The sequence below is a fragment of the Novosphingobium sp. SG720 genome (genome assembly GCF_012275365.1).
Taxonomy (GTDB): Bacteria; Pseudomonadota; Alphaproteobacteria; order Sphingomonadales; family Sphingomonadaceae; genus Novosphingobium; species Novosphingobium rhizosphaerae.
Genome location: NZ_JAAZQN010000004.1, coordinates 13925 through 31229 on the forward strand (window position 1 = coordinate 13925; position 17305 = coordinate 31229).

Below are 17305 nucleotides of genomic sequence, written 5' to 3' on the forward strand. Positions count from 1 at the left end.
CGCAATTGCCAAACAGTTGGCCGCAGCCGTTCGTATCAATCCGGCGCGAAAACCCGGGCGCGGACCCGGGTGGGAGCCCGGACCTTGGAAATTTATTCAATGATTTCAACGAGTTTTGGCGGAGACGGAGGGATTCGAACCCTCGGTACCGGATTTACCAGTACGACGGTTTAGCAAACCGTTGGTTTCAGCCACTCACCCACGTCTCCGGATCGCAGCGGCGAGGGCGGCCTATAACGGGGGTTGTGGGGCGGGGCAAGCGGTCTGTTGTGATTTTTCCCCAGGCCTGCGGATCGCCCTGTGGACAGTGGCCTTGGCCGCTCCTGGCACCTGGCCGGCGCGGTTCGAATCCGTTTGGGCGCAATTTCGACTCGGCTCATCGCCCGTTCATTGTGAAGGGCGAAACCTGTGGCGGAAGGAAACAATCGGATTGCCGCGCGGCGTGGCTGGCGCCATGTCCGGCAGGTCGCATGAAGGGGACGGGAAACATAATGAAGCGTGCCATCCATTATCGCATGGCCATGGGCCTTGCCGGCCTTGGCCTGGTTGCAGCGCCCTTGGTCCCAACGCAGGCCCAGGCCCAGGTGCAGACGATCGATCCCAATTCCGCGATCGACAGCGACCTGGCGCCGCAGCCCGGCACCACCCCGGCCGCGCCGCGCGCCACGCCGGTGCAGCCGGCGCCCACCACGCCACCGCCCAGCGGTGCGCCTTATGCCAGTCCCGCCCCGGCAACCGCTCCCCTGCCGCCTGCCGCCCCGTCGGCTGCCACCCCGCCGCCGGCAGGGGCGCAGCCAGCCGGTGCCAACGGCCAGTCGTGGCATGAAGACGATCTGATCGGTGCGGCCGAGGGCGTGTTTGGCAAGGGCGCCAAGGGCCTGGCCATGATGATCCGCGACATCCTCAAGAAGCAGGGTGAGCCGATCGGGTATATCACCGGGCGCGAGGCGGGCGGCGCGCTGGTGGTGGGCGTGCGCTATGGCTCGGGCACGCTGCACCACAAGGTGGAGGGCGACATGCCGGTCTATTGGACCGGCCCTTCGGTGGGTTTCGATGCGGGGGCCAATGCCGGCAACACGTTCGTGCTGGTCTACAATCTCTATGACACCAACGACATGTATCATCGCTTTGGCGCGGGCGAGGGGCAGGCCTATCTGATCGGCGGCTTCAACGTCAGCTATTTGCGCCGTGGCGACGTGGTGCTGATCCCCGTGCGCATGGGCGCGGGCCTGCGGCTGGGCATCAACGCGGGCTACATGAAGTTCAGCCACAAGCAGACCTGGTTGCCGTTCTGACGAAGCGGCGCGCGCGCCACGGGGCGCAAACCCTCTTGCGCGCGCGCGCCGGCACCGGCATGGGGGCGGCGTTCTTTTCAGTCAGCCGTGAAAGAAAGTCCCCATGCTCGAAAACCTGGCTCCGCAACCGGCCGATGCCTTGCTGGCGCTGATCAAGCTGCACAATGCTGATCCGCGCGATACCAAGATCGACCTTGGCGTGGGCGTCTATCGCACCGCCGATGGCGCAACCCCGGTGTTCAAGGCGATCAAGGCCGCCGAAGCCAAGCTGCTCGCCGATCAGGATTCCAAGGCCTACCTTGGCCCCGAAGGCGACATGGGCTTTGTCAACGCGCTGATTCCCTATGTGTTCGGGGCCGATTTCGACACTGCCAAGGTGGATGGCATGCAGGCGCCGGGTGGCACCGGCGCCGTGCGCCTGGCGATCGAAGTGGCCAAGCGCGCTGGCATCAGGCGTGTGTGGATGGGCACCCCTTCGTGGCCCAACCATGCCCAGATCGTCGCCGCTTCGGGCCTGGAACTCAAGACGTTCAAGCACACCGCCGCCGATGGCACGGCAGATCTGCCCGCGCTCAAGGCCGCGCTTGAAGACGCCGAACCCACTGATCTGGTGCTGCTGCACGGCTGCTGCCACAACCCCACCGGTGTCGATTATACCCCGGCACAGTGGGACGAGATCGCCCCGCTGCTCGCCGCCAAGGGCGTGCTGCCGCTGATCGACCTGGCCTACCAGGGCCTGGGTGAAGGCATGGACGCCGATGCCTATGGCCTGCGCAAGGTGCTTGCCGCGGTGCCCGAGGCGCTGGTTGCCTATTCCTGCGACAAGAACTTCGGTCTGTACCGCGATCGCGTCGGTGCGTTCTATGCCGTGACGGCGGACAAGGAAGCGCTGGCGAAGGCGATGTCCAACGGCGCTACCATCGCCCGCGCTTCGTGGTCGATGCCGCCCGATCACGGCGCGGCGGCCGTGCGCCTGGTGCTGGCCGATGCGGAACTGACCGCGCTGTGGCTGGCCGAACTGGACGAAATGCGCGATCGCATGCGCTGGGTGCGTGACCGACTGGCGCAGGCGCAGCAGGTCGGCCCCATCGCCATGGCGCCGCTGGGTACGCAAAACGGGCTGTTCTCGATGCTGCCGCTGTCGAGCGAGCAGATCCTGGCCATCCGCGAGCGCCACGGGGTCTATATGGCTGGCACCGGCCGCATCAACATTGCCGGCCTTACCAACGGCAATATCGACCAGTTCATCGAAGCCCTGCGCGATATCGCCACGGCCTGATGCCATGATCCCGGGCCGAGACGCTGCCGCTTCCCTGATGCAGCGTCTCGGCCTGCGCCTGCCGTTGGTCCAGGCGCCGATGGCGGGGGTTTCCACCTCGGCCATGGCAGCGGCGGTGTCGAATGCCGGCGGCCTGGGTTCGATTGCGGTGGGCGCGACCGATGTGGCAGGCGCACGCGCGATGATTGCCGCCGTGCGCGGCGCCACGCCCCACGCATTCAACGTCAACGTCTTCGTGCATGCCACCCCGCGTGTCGATCCGCCGCGTGAAGCGGCATGGCTTGCTGCGCTGGCGCCGCAATTCGCCGCCTTTGGCGTGCAGCCGCCCGCAGCGCTTGCCACCATCTATCGCAGCTTTGCCGATGACGCGGCGATGCAGGCGCTGCTGGTCGAACTGGCGCCGCCCATGGTCAGCTTTCATTTCGGCCTGCCCGATGCCGGCGTGCTGGCCGCCCTGCGCACGGCCGGCTGCGTGCTGGCGGCCACGGCCACGAACCTGGCCGAAGCGCGCGCGATTGCGGCGGCAGGGCTGGACCTCATCGTGGCGCAAGGGTGGGAAGCGGGCGGCCATCGCGGCATGTTCGATCCCGCCGCGCACGACGAGCGCCTGCCCATGCTGGATCTGGTGCGGGCGCTATGTAGGGAAACCGCGCTGCCGGTGGTTGCGGCGGGCGGTATGATGACCGGGCATGACATATGCGCCGCGCTGGGCGCCGGGGCCGTGGCCGCGCAATTGGGCACTGCCTTTGTCGCCTGCCCGGAAAGCGCGGCACGCGCTGGCTATCGCGCCGCCTTGCTACAGGGCCGTGAGACCGCGATGACCAGCGCCATTTCCGGTCGACCCGCCCGCTGCCTGGTCAACCGCTTCACGAGGTTGGAAAATCTGCCAGCCATACCGGATTATCCGCGCGCCTATGCGGCCGGCAAGGCACTCGATGCCGCGGCCCTGGCGCAGGGTGAGGATGGCTTTGGCGCGCAATGGGCCGGCGCCGGCGCGGCGCGGGCCCGCGCGATGCCCGCTGCTGCGTTGGTGGAGCTGCTGGCGCGCGAACTCGCTCAAGCCTGACGCGACAGGCTCTGCATGCGTTGCAGGTAGCGGGCGAGCACGTCGATCTCCAGGTTTACCTGGCGGCTCGGAGCCAACTGGCCGAGCGTGGTGATCTGCGCGGTGTGGGGAATGATGTTGAGCGCGAAATGGCACGAACCATCGGCCTGGTCGGCCACTTCGTTCACGGTCAGCGAAACGCCATCCACGGTGATCGAACCTTTGGCCGCGATATAGGGTGCCAGTTCGGGCGGTGCCGCAATGCCGACACGCAGGCTGCCCCCTTCGGGGCAGATGCCCACCACTTCGCCCAGTGCATCGACATGGCCGGTCACGATATGGCCGCCCAGTTCATCGCCCAGGCGCAGGGCAGGCTCCAGGTTCACCGGAGCGCCGGCCTGCCACTGCGCCGGGGCGGTGCGGCTGATGGTCTCGCCCGAGACATCCACGGCAAACCAGGCTTCGCCAGCCACGCCGCCCTTTTCCACCACCGTCAGGCACACGCCCGAGCACGCGATCGAGGCGCCGATGGCGATGCGCGCCGGGTCCATGGCGCAGGAGATGGTCACGCGCTTGTCGCCCTTGTCGGCAATGGCAATCACGTTGCCCACTTCGGTGACGATCCCGGTAAACATGGTGCTTGCTTTCCTTATGCGTTCAGCGGCAGCGGTCGTAGACGGTGAGGGTGTCCCTGCCAAGCTGGCACTGGCTGGCGATGCCCCATCGGCCATGGGCGCTGGCGAGCGTTTCCAGCCCCAGGTCACCAACCGCGCCAAGCCCCGGTCCGACGAGAATCGGGGCGCGATAAAGCAGCAGGCGATCGACCAAGTCGGCCCGCAGGAACGTGGCCGCAGCGCCCGCGCCGCCTTCCACGAACAGCCATTGGACATCGCCAAACGCGCGGGGTGCGGTCACATCGGCCACGGCGTGCCAGCCATCGGGCGCGGACCTCCGCGTCAACACCCAGCGTTGCGGGCTGCGCGGCTCCAGGCCGGGCAGGCGCACATCGAGCCGGGGGGCATCGGCGCGCAGCGTGCCGCCACCCACCAGGATGGCATCGGCCCGTGCCCGCTCTGCATGGCAATGGGCGCGCGCCTCTGGCCCGGTGATCCAGCGGCTTTGCCCATTGGCCAGCGCAATCGCGCCATCAAGCGTAAGTGCCAGCTTGAGCGTGACATGAGGCCGTGCGGCCGTGGTGCGCAGCAGGAAACCGGCCAGGGCCGCGGCGCACGCGGGGGAGGGGAGCAGATCGGTGGCAATGCCCGCCGCGCGCAGCCGCGCCAGGCCCGCGCCGGCCGTGCGCGGATCGGGATCGCCATGCCCCACGACCACGCGCGCCGGGCGGGCAGCGACCAGCAGATCGGCGCAAGATGGCCCCCGGACCGAGGCATGGGCGCAAGGTTCGAGGCTGACGTAGACGGTGGCACCGGCAAGATCACCCGACACGCCCGCCAGGGCCATGGCTTCGGCATGGGGCCGCCCGCCGGGCTGGGTCCAGCCGCGCGCGATCACGCGGCCCTGGCGCACGATCACGCAACCGACAGCCGGATTGGGCGCGCTGAGCGGCCGGCCACGCGCAGACAGCGCGGCGGCCGCAGCCAGCCAGCGCCGGTCTGCGTCAGGGCTTGCCGTCATCGGCGGTGGGCGTGGGCGCGGCGGGTACGGCCTTGCCGGTGATCTGGCGATAGAGCGCGGCGTTCTTTTCCGCCTCTGCCTTCTTTTCGGCAGCACGCTCCTTGGTGCCGTCGTCGTACATCTTTTGGGTGTCGATGCCGGTGGCCGCACCCACGGCCTTGTACATCTTGCGGATGTCTTCGGCGCGCTGATCTTCGGCGGCAGCTTCGGCATCGGCCTTCTTCTGGGCTTCGATGTTGCCCTTAAGAATTTCCGCATCGCTGCGGTCGGCGCGCCAGGATTCGAAATAGATGATCGTGGGCGGCTTGGGCAGGCCGCGCCCTTCCTGCTGCGTCATCAGGTAAAAGATCCCGCCCGTGACCAGCCCGGCCATGATCAGCGCGCGCGTGCGATATTCGCTGGGCGCGCCAAGCACGTTCCAGAAATCGAGCACCGCGCGGCGCGGCGAGACGTTGCGGAAGAAGGCTTTCATTGCGCCTCAGATAGGGATGGTGCGGGCGGAACGCAAATGAGTCTCTTGGCGTGGCGGGAAATGCCCCTCCACCAGCCTGCGGCTGGTCCCCCTCCCCATTGCATGGGGAGGACTTGTTCGATCCTCCCTGCCAAAGGCGGGAAGGGGCCGCCGCGTCTTTCACCCGAACAGCCGGTAGAGCCCGCGCCCTTCGGCCTTGAGCCAGCGATTGGCCGCCGCCACGCTGCCTTCGAACAATTGGCCCAGCAGGGCATGGAACGCGGGGCTGTGATCGAAATGCACAAGGTGCGCCACTTCGTGCGCGACCACCGACCGGCGCACGGCGTCTGGCGCCATGATCAGGCGCCAATTGATGCGGATCGAGCCATCCGATGCGCAACTGCCCCAGCGGCGCTTGGCGTTGGACAAGGCCAGGCGCGGCACCGGCAGGCCGGCACGGGCGCAATAGTGCGCCAGGTCTGCCGCGCAGAGCCGCAGCGCTTCGGCGGCGAGCCAGCGCTCCACGCGCCCGGCGAGTTGCTCGGCCGGGCCGCCCACCAGCAATTGCCCGTCATCCACCACCGGCCGTCGCGGGTGGCGCGCGTCCCACGCCACGGTCAGCACGTCGCCGCGAAAGGGCAGGGCGGTACCCGGCGCCAGTTGTGCCGGCGGCGGCAGGCGTTCGAGTTGCGCGGCGAGCCAATCGGCCCGGTCGCGCACAAAGGCCACGGCATCGGCGGTGCGCGCCCAGGTGGGGATGGAAATGCGCGCGGCGCTGCCATCGTGGGCAAGGCGCAAGGTCATCCGCCGGGCCTGGGGCAGACGGCGGATTTCCACCGGCAGGTTGCGCCCGGCAACCTTCACCGTGTGCGGCTGGGCCAAGGCCGGTTTGGGGGGCGGTTCGGGCAGGCGGCGCAGCCAGTCGATCACGGCAGACGGAAGCCCATCGGCGCGCGTGGGCTTTCCGGGGTGCCCCTGTCCCGGTCTGCATCGTCCCATTCCACATCGCTGACGATGTGGTTTTCCAGCGGGCCGGCCACCACTTCGCTGATCGCCTTGCCCACCACGGAAACCCTGGCGCGGTGCACCGCATCGCGATCCCCGCTTTCCAGATAGTGCCAGGCGGGCAATGGCTCTCCGGCCGCGCGCAGGCGATAGGCGCACGTCGCCGGCAGCCAGGCAACCTGCGCCACCAGCCGGGGCGTCAGGCGCAGGCAATCGGGCACCATGGCGCGGCGATGGCGGTAATCGGAACAGCGTGCGGTCTTGGTATCGAGCAGGCGGCAGGCCACGTTGGTATGATAGACTTCGCCGGTGTCCTCGTCTTCCAGCTTGTGCAGGCAGCACTTGCCGCAGCCGTCGCACAGCGCTTCCCATTCGTCGCGGCTCAGCGCCTCGATCGGCTTGTCCCAGAAGCGTTCGGTCTCGGCCATGTCAGTGCACCCAGCGCGCGAGTTCGGCCGCAACGGCGGCGCCGTTCTGCTCCACCGGCAGCAGGGCGATCGGCTTGCCATCGGGCCCCATCAGGTAGGCGGCGCGGCTGTGGTCCATCAGATAGGCTTGCGGCGGCGAACCCTTGGGGGCGGCGCGCTTCTCGTAATAGACCGCGAATTCCTTGGCGACGGCGGCAATCTGTTCGGGCGTGCCGGTCAGGCCCACCAGTTCCTTGCCGAAATTGCCGGTGAACTGGGCCAGGACCTGGGGCGTATCGCGCGCCGGATCGATCGAGACGAACACCGGCACCAGCCGGGCGCCCTGGTCCGGGTGCGCCTTGGCAAAGGCGTGATAGCCCTGCATCAGGTTGGCCGTGTCGAGCGGGCAGACATCGGGGCAATACGTATACCCGAAATAGAACACGGTGTACTTGCCAGCGAAATCGGCCGCGCGCACGGTTTTGCCAGCCTGGTCGACCAACGTGAAATCGCCGCCGAGCTGGGCCCCCGCCAGGGGCGCCTCGCTGGTGGGCGTTTCCCCGCCGCAAGCGCCGAGCGGCAGCGTGAGAGCGAGCGCCAGCGCGAGCCGTGACAGGCACTTGCGGGCAACAATCGGCAAGAACGAAGGGTGATCCATGGCGTGGCGGTTCATGCTCTGCTAACAGCGCGCTTGCAAGGGCCACCTGCATGGTGGCCAGGCCACAAGGAGGCCAGGCCATGAGGAGGAAAGCAGCCGTGACGTTCAAGTGGGCCAATTCGCGCCGCATCGCTCTTGCCCCGTATATCGCGGCGTGCATCGCGGCCCCGGCCGTGGCGTTCTGGCCCGCCGCCCCGGCGCTGGCCCAGTTTTCGGAAAGCTACAAGTTCCTCGATGCCGTGCGCAAGAAGGACGGCGACAAGGTCAACGAGGCGCTGCAAAACCCCGCCAGCCAGATCGTCAACACCAAGGACGTCTCCACCGGCGAAACCGCGCTGCACATCGTGACGCAGCGGCGCGACCTGCTGTGGATGCAGTTCCTGGTGGGCAAGGGCGCCAATGTGAACGCGCGCGACAACAAGGGCACCACGCCGCTGGTGATCGCCACCAACCTGGCCTTCCTGGAAGGGGTGGATTTCCTGATTTCCGTGGGCGCGCGGGTGGACGATCCCAACAACACCGGGGAAACGCCGCTGATCACCGCCGTGCACGGCCACAACATGGCCCTGGTGCGCGCGCTCCTGAAGGCCGGCGCCAATCCGGACCGGCCCGACAATTCCGGCCGTTCGGCGCGCGATTATGCCGCGCTCGATCATTCCCAATCGATTTCCGACGAGCTTGAGTCCGCGGCCAAGAAGCGGCAGAGCGGCAAGGCCGCGCAGACATATGGCCCCACGTTCTGAACGCTGATCCCGCCAGGAGACCCGCTATGATCGCTACCCCCGATCTTGCCACGCTTGAAGCCCTCGATCTCGATCAGTTGCGCGTGGAACTGGCGCCGCTGGTGGCCGAAGCGGCGATGTTCGACGGGTGGACCGGCGCGGCGGTGGACAGCGCGGCCCAAGCCGTGGGCCTTGACCCTGCGGTTGCGCGCCTGGCCTATGGCGTGGGGGAAAGCGGGTCGGCGATGACCATGATTGCGGCCTGGATCGCGCGGATCGATGCCGACATGTCGCGCGCCCTGCCGGCGCAGGACCTGGCCAAGCTGCCGATTCGCGAGCGTATTCGCCGCCTGGTGCAGTTCCGCCTCGATGCCTTGGCCGGGATGGAAGAGGCGTTGCGCCGCGCCTTGATCGAGATGGCCCGCCCGCGCAACTCTGGCCAAAGCCTCAAGCTGGGCTGGCACAGTGCGGATGCCATGTGGCGCCTGGCCGGGGACACCGCCACCGATCTCAACCATTACAGCAAGCGCGCTACGCTTGCGGCGCTCTATGCCGCCACGCTTGCCGTCTTTGCCGAGGATCGCAGCGAAGACCATGCCGAAACCCGCGCGTTCCTGGATCGCCGGATCGAAGGCGTGATGCGCTTTGAAAAGCTCAAGGCCGGGCTGTTCAAGCGCAAGGGCGAACGCTTCAGCCCGGTGCGCCTGCTCGGTCGCCTGCGCTATCCGGCGCGCTGACAGTTTGAACCCGCTGGCGCGGGTTTTGCGGCACCGGCCCGCTCCCCCCGATCAATCTATTTGCGAACGACTTGCATAAGCGGCTGGCCTATGGCAGCGGGGCTGGTGTGACGCTCGATGAACTACCGCTGGGCCACGATGCCCGAATCGCTTCGGTCGATTGGGCCGCGCTTGTGCCCGAAGAGGCGCAGCGCCTGCGCGCCCTGGGCTTTGATGAAGGCGCGCAAGTGCGCCTGGCCTATCGCGGGGTGTTCCTGGGGCGCGATCCCCTGGCGATCGAGATCGGGCGGATGACCGTGGCCCTGCGCCGCATCCATGCCCGCGCCATGCATGTGGAAGATCTGGCGGCATGAGCCGGGGCCCGTTCGTCGCTGCGCTCGTCGGCAATCCCAACGCCGGCAAGAGCGCGCTCTTCAATGCCCTGACCGGCGCCCGCCAGAAGATCGCCAACTATCCCGGCGTGACCGTGGAGCGCAAGGCCGGCCGCCTGCTGCTGCCCAGCGGAGAGCCGGTGGAACTGGTCGACCTGCCCGGCTCCTATGGCTTTGCCGCGACGAGTCCCGACGAGGAAGTGACCCGCAAGGTCATCATGGGCGAGCAGGCGGGGCAGGTTCGCCCCGATGTGCTTGTCGTGGTGCTCGATGCGTCGAACCTGGAACAGCATCTGGTCTTTGCCCAGGAAGTGCTGGAACTGGGCCGCCCCACGGTGGTGGCGCTCAACATGGTCGATCTGGCCGCGCGCGACGGGTTGACGATCGACGCCGCCGCGCTCGCTGCCGAACTGGGCGTGCCGGTGATCGAAACCGTGGCCGTGCGGCGCAAGGGGCTGGCCGAGCTTGCCACCGCCATTGCCACTGCGCGCGACACGGCTGCGCGTGACAACGCACCCGCGCCGCGCGTGCACGTCACCTTGCCCGAACGCCGCCTGCTGGCCCGCCAGATGGCGCAAGGGGCCACGCTTTCGGAAACCGCGCGCCATCGCGTGCACGCGCAGATGGACAAGCTGCTGCTGCATCCCTGGGCCGGGCCGCCGATCCTGTTTGCCCTGCTGTTCGTGGTGTTCCAGGCGGTGTTTTCCTGGGCGGCGCCGTTCCAGGATGCGCTGGAAGGCCTGGCCACGGCGTTTCAAAACCTGGCGCGGACGGAACTGCCCGCCTCGCTGCTGCGCGACCTGCTGACCGAAGGGATCATCGGCGGGGTCGGCGCGGTCATCGTGTTCCTGCCGCAGATCCTGATCCTGTTCTTCTTCATCCTGGTGATGGAAGCGACCGGCTACATGGCGCGCGCCGCGTTCCTGATGGACCGCATGATGGCCGGCGTGGGGCTTTCCGGCCGCAGTTTCATCCCGCTGCTGTCCAGCTTTGCCTGTGCCATTCCCGGCATCATGGCCACGCGCAGCATCACCGATCCCAAGGACCGCCTGACCACGATCCTGATCGCGCCGCTGATGACCTGTTCGGCGCGGCTGCCGGTCTATGCCGTGATCATCGCCGCGTTCATTCCCAACAACCGCGTGCTGCCGGGTGTGGGCTTGCAGGGGCTGGTGCTGTTCGCGCTCTATGTTGCCGGCATCGTCGGGGCCATGGCGGTGGCCCTGATCCTGCGTCGCTCGGTCACCAAGGGCGCGGCATCGGGCTTCATCATGGAATTGCCCAAATACCAGCTGCCCACGATCAAGGACCTGGCGCTGGGCTTGTGGCAGCGCGCCTGGGTGTTTCTGCGCCGGGCCGGCACAATGATCTTCACGGTCACCGTGGTGCTGTGGCTGCTGCTCAATTTCCCCCGCGCCGAACCGGGCCAAAGCCAGGTCGATGCCTCGATCGCCGGGCACATTGCCAATGGCCTGGCCGTGGTGGTCGAGCCGATCGGCTTCAACCGTGACATTGCCCTGGCGCTGATCCCGTCGATGGCCGCGCGCGAAGTGGCGGTCAGTTCGCTTGCCACCAGCTATGCCGTCGATTCCAAGGATGAAGAGGCCCAGGACATCGCGCTGGGCGACCAGCTCAAGCACCACTGGACGCTCGCCACCGCGCTCGCGTTCCTGGCCTGGTTCGTGTTCGCGCCGCAGTGCATGTCGACCATTGCGGTGACCCGGCGCGAAACCAATGGCTGGAAATGGCCGGGCTTCATGCTCGCCTACCTGTTCGCCCTGGCCTATGTCTTTGCCGGGATCACTTATTGGACGGCGGTGGCCTTCGGGCTTGGCTAACAAGCCAGTGGATAGTGGACTCGCGCTCACCGTCAGCGATGCGCTATCACGCGCGACTGAATTCCATAGGGACGAGATTCGATGGCAGGCAGCGTCAACAAAGTCATTCTGATCGGCAACCTGGGGGCCGACCCGGAGATCAAGTCGTTCCAGAACGGCGGCAAGATTGCGAACCTGCGCATTGCCACGTCGGAAAACTGGAAGGACCGCAACACCGGCGAACGCAAGGAGCGGACCGAGTGGCACAGCGTCGTCATCAACGGCGATGGCCTGATCGGCGTGGTCGAACGCTTCCTGCGCAAGGGCAGCAAGGTCTATATCGAAGGCCAGCTGCGCACCCGCAAGTGGCAGGACCAAAGCGGCAATGACCGCTACAGCACCGAAGTGGTCGTGGCCGGCATCGGCGGCGCTCTGACCATGCTCGATGGCCCGCAGGGCGGCGGCGCGGGTGGCGGTGGCGGCGGCCAGCGTTCGGGCGGCGGCTGGAACGAAGGCGGCTCGTCGGGCGGCGGCGGCTTTGGCGGCGGTTCGCGCGGCAGCAGCGGCGGCGCGGCCTCGGGCGGCGGCAGCACCTGGAACCAGGGCGGCGGCGGCGGTTTCACCGACGACCTGGACGACGATATTCCGTTCTGATCGGGCGCACGCGCACGCATGAAAACAAAGCCCGGCGGTTCAGGCAACCGCCGGGTCTTTGTTTTTCATCTATCCGAAAAGTTCGGATACGTGAATTTCAGCCCTTGCGCACGTCCTTGGCCACGGCATCGAGCACGCCATTGGCGAATTTCGCTTCGCGCGCGTCGAAAAAGGCGTGGGCCACATCGAGGTATTCGCTGATCACCGTGCCCACGGCAATGTCGGTGCGCGCCGCCAGTTCATAGGCGCCGCAGCGCAGGATCTGCAGCATGGTCTTGTCCAGCCGCGACAGCGACCAGCCTTGCGCCAGGCGGGCCTGGATCAGCCCGTCGATCTCCTCGCGCCGGGCGATCACGCCCTTGACCACGTCGTCGAAGAATTCAACGTCGGCGGCGGCATATTCCACGTCCTCGATTTCCGCGCCCAGCCGGTGCTGGTGGAATTCATCGAGCAGGAAGCGCAGCTCGGTGCCTTCCATGTCAACCTGGTAGAGCGCCTGGACGGCGGCAAGCCGCGCGGCAGAGCGGGCCTGGCCCTTGATGTTCGTCATATTCCCAATCTCAGTTCGATCGAGCGGGCGTGGGCGGAAAGCCCCTCCGCATCGGCCAGCGCGATGGCCGCAGGGCCGACCGCGCCGATGGAAGCATCGCTCACTGCAATGAAGCTGGTGCGCTTCATGAAGTCGAGCACGGAAAGCCCCGAGGAAAACCGCGCACGGCGCCCGGTGGGCAGCACGTGGTTGGGGCCGGCAACGTAATCGCCGATCGCCTCGGGCGTCATGCGGCCCAGGAAGACCGAGCCGGCATGGCGGATCTGCGCAAACAGCGCATCGGGATCGTCGGTGGCGATTTCCACGTGCTCTGCCGCCAGGGCGTTGGCGAGGGCCGGGGCTTCGTCCAGCGATTGCACCACGATCACCGTGCCATGGGTTTCCCAGCTGGCCTTGGCCACGCGCGCGGTGGGCAGCATGGCGATTTCCACGCCCACCATGTCCACCACCTGATCGGCAAAGGCGGCATCGTCGGTGATCAGGATCGCCTGCGCGGCGGGATCGTGCTCGGCCTGGCTCAGCAGGTCGGCGGCGATCCACTGCGGGTCGTTCTTGGCATCGGCAATCACCAGGATTTCCGAGGGGCCGGCCACCATGTCGATCCCCACCACGCCGTAAAGCTGGCGCTTGGCTTCGGCCACCCAGGCGTTGCCCGGGCCGGTGATCACGTCCACCGGGCGGATCGTCTTGGTGCCATAGGCGAGCGCCGCTACGGCCTGCGCGCCGCCCACGCGCCACACTTCGTCAACGCCGGCGAGGTGCGCGGCGGCCAGCACCAACGGGTTGATCTCCCCCTTGGGCGTGGGCGTGGTCACCACCAGGCGCTCCACCCCGGCCACCTTGGCGGGAATGGCATTCATCAACAGCGAAGAGGGATAGGCCGCGCGGCCGCCCGGCACATAGAGCCCGGCGCCATCCACCGCGCGCCACTTCGCGCCCAGGCGCACACCGGCGGCGTCGGTATAGTCGCGGTCCTGCGGCAATTGCGCTTCGTGATAGGTGCGAATGCGCTGCGCCGCCAGTTCCAGCGCGGCACGCAGATCGGGGGCCAGCGCATCGAACGCCTCGCGGCAAGTGGCGGCGTCGATTGTCCACCCGTCGCCCTGCGGCAGGTGCCCGTCGAAACGCTGGGTATATTCGGCCAGCGCCTCGTCCCCGCGCAGGCGCACGTCCTCGATGATGGTCTGCACATCGCGGGCCACGTTCTCGTCGCTTTCGCGGCGATCCTTCACCAGGCGGGCAAAGCGCGTGGCGAAATCGGCATCGGTCGTCTTGAGGCGGAGCATCAGGCGGCGGCCTTTCGTGCAGCAACTTGCGTGCGGAACGCGTCGACCAGCGCGCCCAGGCGGGCGCTGTCGGTCTTGAGCGCGGCGCGGTTGACGATCAGCCGCGCCGAAATCTGCATGATCTGGCTGGTTTCCACCAGGCCGTTCTCTTTCAGCGTGCGGCCCGACGACACGAGATCGACGATGCGGCTGGCCAGGCCCAGCGACGGCGCCAGTTCCATCGCGCCGTTGAGCTTCACCACTTCGGCTTGCACGCCCATCCGCTCGAAATGGCGGCGGGTGAGGTTGGGATACTTGGTCGCGACGCGGGCATGGCTTTCGCGGGCAATACTGCCCTGGGCCAGGCCGCCGACCGGTTCTGCTACGGAAAGGCGGCAATGGCCGATATCCAGGTCCACCGGGGCATAGAGATCGGCATAGTCGAACTCGTCGATCACGTCCGAACCCACGATGCCGGCCTGGGCCGCGCCATGGGCCACGAAGGTGGCCACATCGAACGCGCGCACGCGGATCAGCGTGACATCGGGCCGGCTGGTGGCAAAAGACAATGCGCGCGAGGACTTGTCGAAGAACGCAGCCTCGGGCACCACGCCTGCCTGTTCCAGCAAGGGCAGCGCTTCATCGAGGATGCGGCCCTTGGGCAGGGCGAAAACGAGCGGGGTGGCGGTGGTCATGACGCCATCGCCCCTATGGCAAGCGCGAGAAAAGGGCAACCTCATGGCTTCGATCATGGATATCGCTTCGGTCGAACAGGCCATTGCCTGGCAGGCAGACCACGCCACCAAGAACGGCGCGCCGGCGACCGGGCGGGTGGTGCGGGCGCAACTGCCGCTGCTCACCGATGGCAGCGCAGTGGGCGCGCGCATGGCGGCCTGGCCGGGCAAGCCATTGGAAGATGCGCTGCCCCTGCGGCTGACGGGCGGGTTGCACAACCTGGTGCTGACCGGCGCGGACACGCGCCTGGCCGCCGTCTATCGCGGCGAAGAGACCGACCAGGACGCGATCGATGCCCTTGTGGGCGATCTGGCCCGCCGGTTCGAAACCCGGCTGCTGCCCTGGCTTGACGGCCCGCCGCAGACCAACGAGGCGGGGCGGTCTGCCTCGATCATGGCCGGGCTGTTGTGGCTTTCAGCGCGGGTGGGGCCGCGCTTCGTGCTGCACGAGCTGGGCGCAAGCGCGGGGGTCAACACGATGATGGATCGCTTTGCCTTCGATCTGGGCGGCACCCGCACCGGCCCGGCCGATTCCCCGCTGCGCCTGGCCCCGGAATGGCGCGGCGCGGGCCGGCCGCCCGAAGCGGCGGTAGACGTGCTGGCGATTTCCGGGTGCGACCGCGCCCCGATCGACCTGACCGATCCCGACCAGGCGCTGCGGCTCAAAAGCTATGTCTGGGCCGAAGTGACGGAGCGGCTGGCGCGGCTGGACGCGGCCATCGCCCTGGCGCGGGTGCAGCGACCCGATGTGGTGGCGATGGACGCGGCCGATTATGTGGACCAGGTGCTGGCCGCGCCACAGCCCGAAGACAGCACGCGGGTGATCTATCATTCGATCGTCTGGCAGTACCTGCCGCCCGCCACCCAAGAGCGGATTGCAGCCGCCATCGCGGCCGCTGGCGCGCGCGCCACCCCGTCGCGGCGGCTGGCGTGGCTGGCGCTGGAAACCAACCGCGCCTCCTTCCGCCACGAATTGGCGCTACGCCTCTGGCCCGACCAGGGCGCGCCGGTGTGCCTGGCTGCAGCGCACGCCCACGGCGCCTGGGTCGAGTGGCTTCAGCCCTGAGCTTCCAGCGCGGCTGGGCCGCGGCGGTGATAGGATATCCATTCCCACACCGCCACGAGCAGGAGCGCCAGCACGGTGCTGCCCACGAACGCGGGTGAGGGCAGGCGGATCAGCAGCGCCAGGCCCGCCAGCGCGATCAGCACGCCGCCGCCCACCCAGTGCGACAGCGGGAAATTGCCGTGCGGGCTGGACGGCCGCTTGAACAGGCCGGTGCCGGCCAGGAAGACCAGCAGGCCGCCGGCCTGGGTGGCCACCAGTGGCAGTGAAGCGGGTGCCAGCGGCTGTTCAAGGAGAAGGGCATCGGCCACTGCGGTGATGACGATGCCGCCCACGATCGGCATGTGCAGATAAGTATAGACGCTGCGCGCCAGGCGGCCGGGCTGGGCATGTTCGGCAATGTGGCGGGCACCGCGTTCGGCGCCGAGGTCGAAATAGATCCACCACATCAGCGCCGATCCGATAAAGGCCAGCACGAATGCCAGCGAGCGCGCGGGATCGGCGGTTTCCTGGGCAAAGCTGGTGCCGGTCACCACGATGCCTTCGCCCAGGGCGATGATGATGAACAGGGCGCAGCGCTCGGCCAGGTGGCTGCCGGAAATATCCCAGTCTTCCGGTGTGGAACGGCCCAGGCCCGGCACGAAAAAGCCCATGAACGGGCCGCCGTAATCAACTGCGAGCGCGGCTGCCCACCAGCCCAGGCGGGCCATCGGCGCATCGACCAGCGCCCCGGCCAGCCACAACGGCGCCGACGCCACGAACCACAGCGTGATCCGCGCCATGTTGCGCGCGCCACTGCTGCGCCAGCCCCCACTGTGCCCCTGGATGCCGCCGCTTTTCGCCATGGCCCAGGCGACAAAGCCGCTGCGCCCGATCTGCACCGCGATGTAGCATGCCGCAAACAGCACCGCGTCGCCGGTGCTGCCCCCGGCAAAGGCGCGCGGCATGGCCACGGCCATGCCCAGGCTGGCCAACATGGCAAACAGCAGCATGATCCGTACCGGTCCGCGTTCCGGGTTGGTCCAGTTCGCCGCCCAGGTGGTGAACATCCAGGCCCACCACACGGCCAGGAACAGGACCAGCGCCTCGGCCAGGCCGGCCGGGGTCATGTGATGCAGCACGTTGTGGGAGAGCTGGGTTATCGCAAAGACATAGACCAGGTCGAAAAACAGCTCGAGATAGCTGACCGGGGCATGGCCGCCCTTGTGATCGCGCAAGAGCGACGATGGCGCGGGCACGCCGTCGGTTTCGGCTTTGGGCGCGGGCTTGCCGGCCTCGGCGATCGCCTCGGCCTCTTGCCTGGCTTTCTCGCTCATTCGCCCGGCGCGCGCGCGTGAATGGCAAGCGCATGAACGCGTTGCCCCGGCAGGTCGCCCAGGGCGCGGTTGACCAGGCGCTGGCGGCCAAGCCGGGAAACGCCGGCAAAGGCCGCGCTTTCGATCTCCACGGTGAAATGCGATTCACCCGTGCCGTCGTCGCCCATATGGCCGGCGTGATGGGCCGAATCGTTGGTGACCACCAGATGCGTGGGGGCAAGGGCGTCCACAAGTTTGCGTTCGATTTCCTGGGCGAGCGGGCCGGTCATGTCTTTCCTTTCGGGCGATGAGGCACCATGTG

General features: G+C 67.8%; 20 protein-coding genes and 1 tRNA gene. 9 read left to right on the forward strand and 12 right to left on the reverse strand.

Annotation, left to right across the window (positions count from 1 at the left end):
• Positions 1-116 precede the first annotated feature (116 nt).
• Positions 117-209 (reverse strand) — tRNA-Ser (locus tag FHW94_RS14625).
• 306 nt (positions 210-515) lie between these two features.
• On the opposite strand from FHW94_RS14625, the gene FHW94_RS14630 reads away from it, so the two are divergent.
• The 3 genes from FHW94_RS14630 (at position 516) to FHW94_RS14640 (ending at position 3640) form a co-directional block, all read left to right on the forward strand.
• Entirely contained in the window at positions 516-1295 is a 780-nt protein-coding gene (locus tag FHW94_RS14630; RefSeq protein WP_246866190.1) for a DUF1134 domain-containing protein, read from the forward strand.
• 103 nt (positions 1296-1398) lie between these two features.
• Positions 1399-2574, forward strand: coding sequence for an amino acid aminotransferase (locus FHW94_RS14635; protein ID WP_168556598.1), 1176 nt, complete (start codon positions 1399-1401; stop codon positions 2572-2574).
• A 4-nt stretch (positions 2575-2578) separates the two neighbouring features.
• Positions 2579-3640, forward strand: coding sequence for a nitronate monooxygenase (locus tag FHW94_RS14640; protein ID WP_168556599.1), 1062 nt, complete (start codon positions 2579-2581; stop codon positions 3638-3640).
• Here FHW94_RS14640 and FHW94_RS14645 read toward each other — a convergent pair.
• From FHW94_RS14645 to FHW94_RS14670, 6 genes are all read right to left on the reverse strand, one after another.
• Entirely contained in the window at positions 3631-4254 is a 624-nt protein-coding gene (locus FHW94_RS14645; RefSeq protein WP_168556600.1) for a riboflavin synthase, read from the reverse strand. The two genes, FHW94_RS14640 and FHW94_RS14645, sit on opposite strands and share 10 nt — an antisense overlap.
• Positions 4255-4276: 22 nt before the next feature.
• Positions 4277-5254, reverse strand: coding sequence for a bifunctional diaminohydroxyphosphoribosylaminopyrimidine deaminase/5-amino-6-(5-phosphoribosylamino)uracil reductase RibD (gene ribD, locus FHW94_RS14650; protein ID WP_168556601.1), 978 nt, complete (start codon positions 5252-5254; stop codon positions 4277-4279).
• Positions 5238-5726, reverse strand: coding sequence for a hypothetical protein (locus tag FHW94_RS14655; protein WP_210425690.1), 489 nt, complete (start codon positions 5724-5726; stop codon positions 5238-5240). Before FHW94_RS14655 ends, ribD begins: the two co-directional genes overlap by 17 nt.
• A gap of 159 nt (positions 5727-5885) precedes the next feature.
• Positions 5886-6635: a SprT family zinc-dependent metalloprotease gene (locus FHW94_RS14660; protein ID WP_348981797.1), complete on the reverse strand. Its 750-nt coding sequence runs from the start codon at positions 6633-6635 to the stop codon at positions 5886-5888.
• The gene (locus FHW94_RS14665) at positions 6632-7138 is read right to left on the reverse strand and encodes a YcgN family cysteine cluster protein (protein WP_168556603.1); all 507 of its coding nucleotides are present in this window, start codon (positions 7136-7138) and stop codon (positions 6632-6634) included. Before FHW94_RS14665 ends, FHW94_RS14660 begins: the two co-directional genes overlap by 4 nt.
• A gap of 1 nt (position 7139) precedes the next feature.
• Entirely contained in the window at positions 7140-7757 is a 618-nt protein-coding gene (locus FHW94_RS14670; protein ID WP_246866163.1) for an SCO family protein, read from the reverse strand.
• Positions 7758-7855: 98 nt separating this feature from the next.
• On the opposite strand from FHW94_RS14670, the gene FHW94_RS14675 reads away from it, so the two are divergent.
• From FHW94_RS14675 to ssb, 5 genes are all read left to right on the forward strand, one after another.
• Positions 7856-8518 carry an ankyrin repeat domain-containing protein gene (locus FHW94_RS14675; protein ID WP_168556605.1) on the forward strand — a complete coding sequence of 221 codons (663 nt, stop codon included), beginning with the start codon at positions 7856-7858 and terminating at the stop codon, positions 8516-8518.
• A 26-nt stretch (positions 8519-8544) separates the two neighbouring features.
• Entirely contained in the window at positions 8545-9234 is a 690-nt protein-coding gene (locus FHW94_RS14680) for a COQ9 family protein (protein ID WP_168556606.1), read from the forward strand.
• 107 nt (positions 9235-9341) lie between these two features.
• A complete protein-coding gene (locus FHW94_RS14685) occupies positions 9342-9587 on the forward strand; it encodes a FeoA family protein (protein WP_110762799.1) in 246 nt (81 codons plus the stop codon).
• On the forward strand, positions 9584-11443 hold the full coding sequence (locus tag FHW94_RS14690) for a ferrous iron transporter B (protein WP_168556607.1): 1860 nt from the start codon (positions 9584-9586) through the stop codon (positions 11441-11443). Before FHW94_RS14685 ends, FHW94_RS14690 begins: the two co-directional genes overlap by 4 nt.
• Before the next feature lie 81 nt (positions 11444-11524).
• On the forward strand, positions 11525-12076 hold the full coding sequence (ssb, locus tag FHW94_RS14695; RefSeq protein ID WP_168556608.1) for a single-stranded DNA-binding protein: 552 nt from the start codon (positions 11525-11527) through the stop codon (positions 12074-12076).
• Positions 12077-12173: 97 nt separating this feature from the next.
• Here the strand turns inward: ssb and nusB are convergent, their stop codons facing one another.
• The 3 genes from nusB to hisG are packed head-to-tail and all read right to left on the reverse strand — an operon-like array spanning position 12174 to position 14586.
• Entirely contained in the window at positions 12174-12626 is a 453-nt protein-coding gene (nusB, locus tag FHW94_RS14700; protein ID WP_168556609.1) for a transcription antitermination factor NusB, read from the reverse strand.
• Positions 12623-13912 (reverse strand): histidinol dehydrogenase, encoded by a 1290-nt coding sequence (gene hisD, locus FHW94_RS14705; RefSeq protein ID WP_168556610.1) that lies wholly within the window; start codon positions 13910-13912, stop codon positions 12623-12625. The genes nusB and hisD overlap by 4 nt, the downstream gene beginning before the upstream one ends.
• Entirely contained in the window at positions 13912-14586 is a 675-nt protein-coding gene (gene hisG, locus FHW94_RS14710; protein ID WP_168556611.1) for an ATP phosphoribosyltransferase, read from the reverse strand. The genes hisD and hisG overlap by 1 nt, the downstream gene beginning before the upstream one ends.
• 43 nt (positions 14587-14629) lie before the next feature.
• Here hisG and FHW94_RS14715 point away from each other — a divergent pair, with 43 nt between their 5' ends.
• Entirely contained in the window at positions 14630-15691 is a 1062-nt protein-coding gene (locus FHW94_RS14715) for a DUF2332 domain-containing protein (RefSeq protein WP_168556612.1), read from the forward strand.
• On the opposite strand, the gene FHW94_RS14720 is transcribed toward FHW94_RS14715, so the two are convergent.
• Together FHW94_RS14720 and FHW94_RS14725 are read right to left on the reverse strand one after the other, a co-directional pair.
• Positions 15682-17004 (reverse strand): low temperature requirement protein A, encoded by a 1323-nt coding sequence (locus FHW94_RS14720; RefSeq protein WP_168556613.1) that lies wholly within the window; start codon positions 17002-17004, stop codon positions 15682-15684. The genes FHW94_RS14715 and FHW94_RS14720 overlap by 10 nt on opposite strands.
• Complete coding sequence (locus FHW94_RS14725; RefSeq protein ID WP_168556614.1) at positions 17001-17273, reverse strand: BolA family protein; 273 nt, start codon at positions 17271-17273, stop codon at positions 17001-17003. Before FHW94_RS14725 ends, FHW94_RS14720 begins: the two co-directional genes overlap by 4 nt.
• Between the last annotated feature and the right edge of the window lie 32 nt (positions 17274-17305).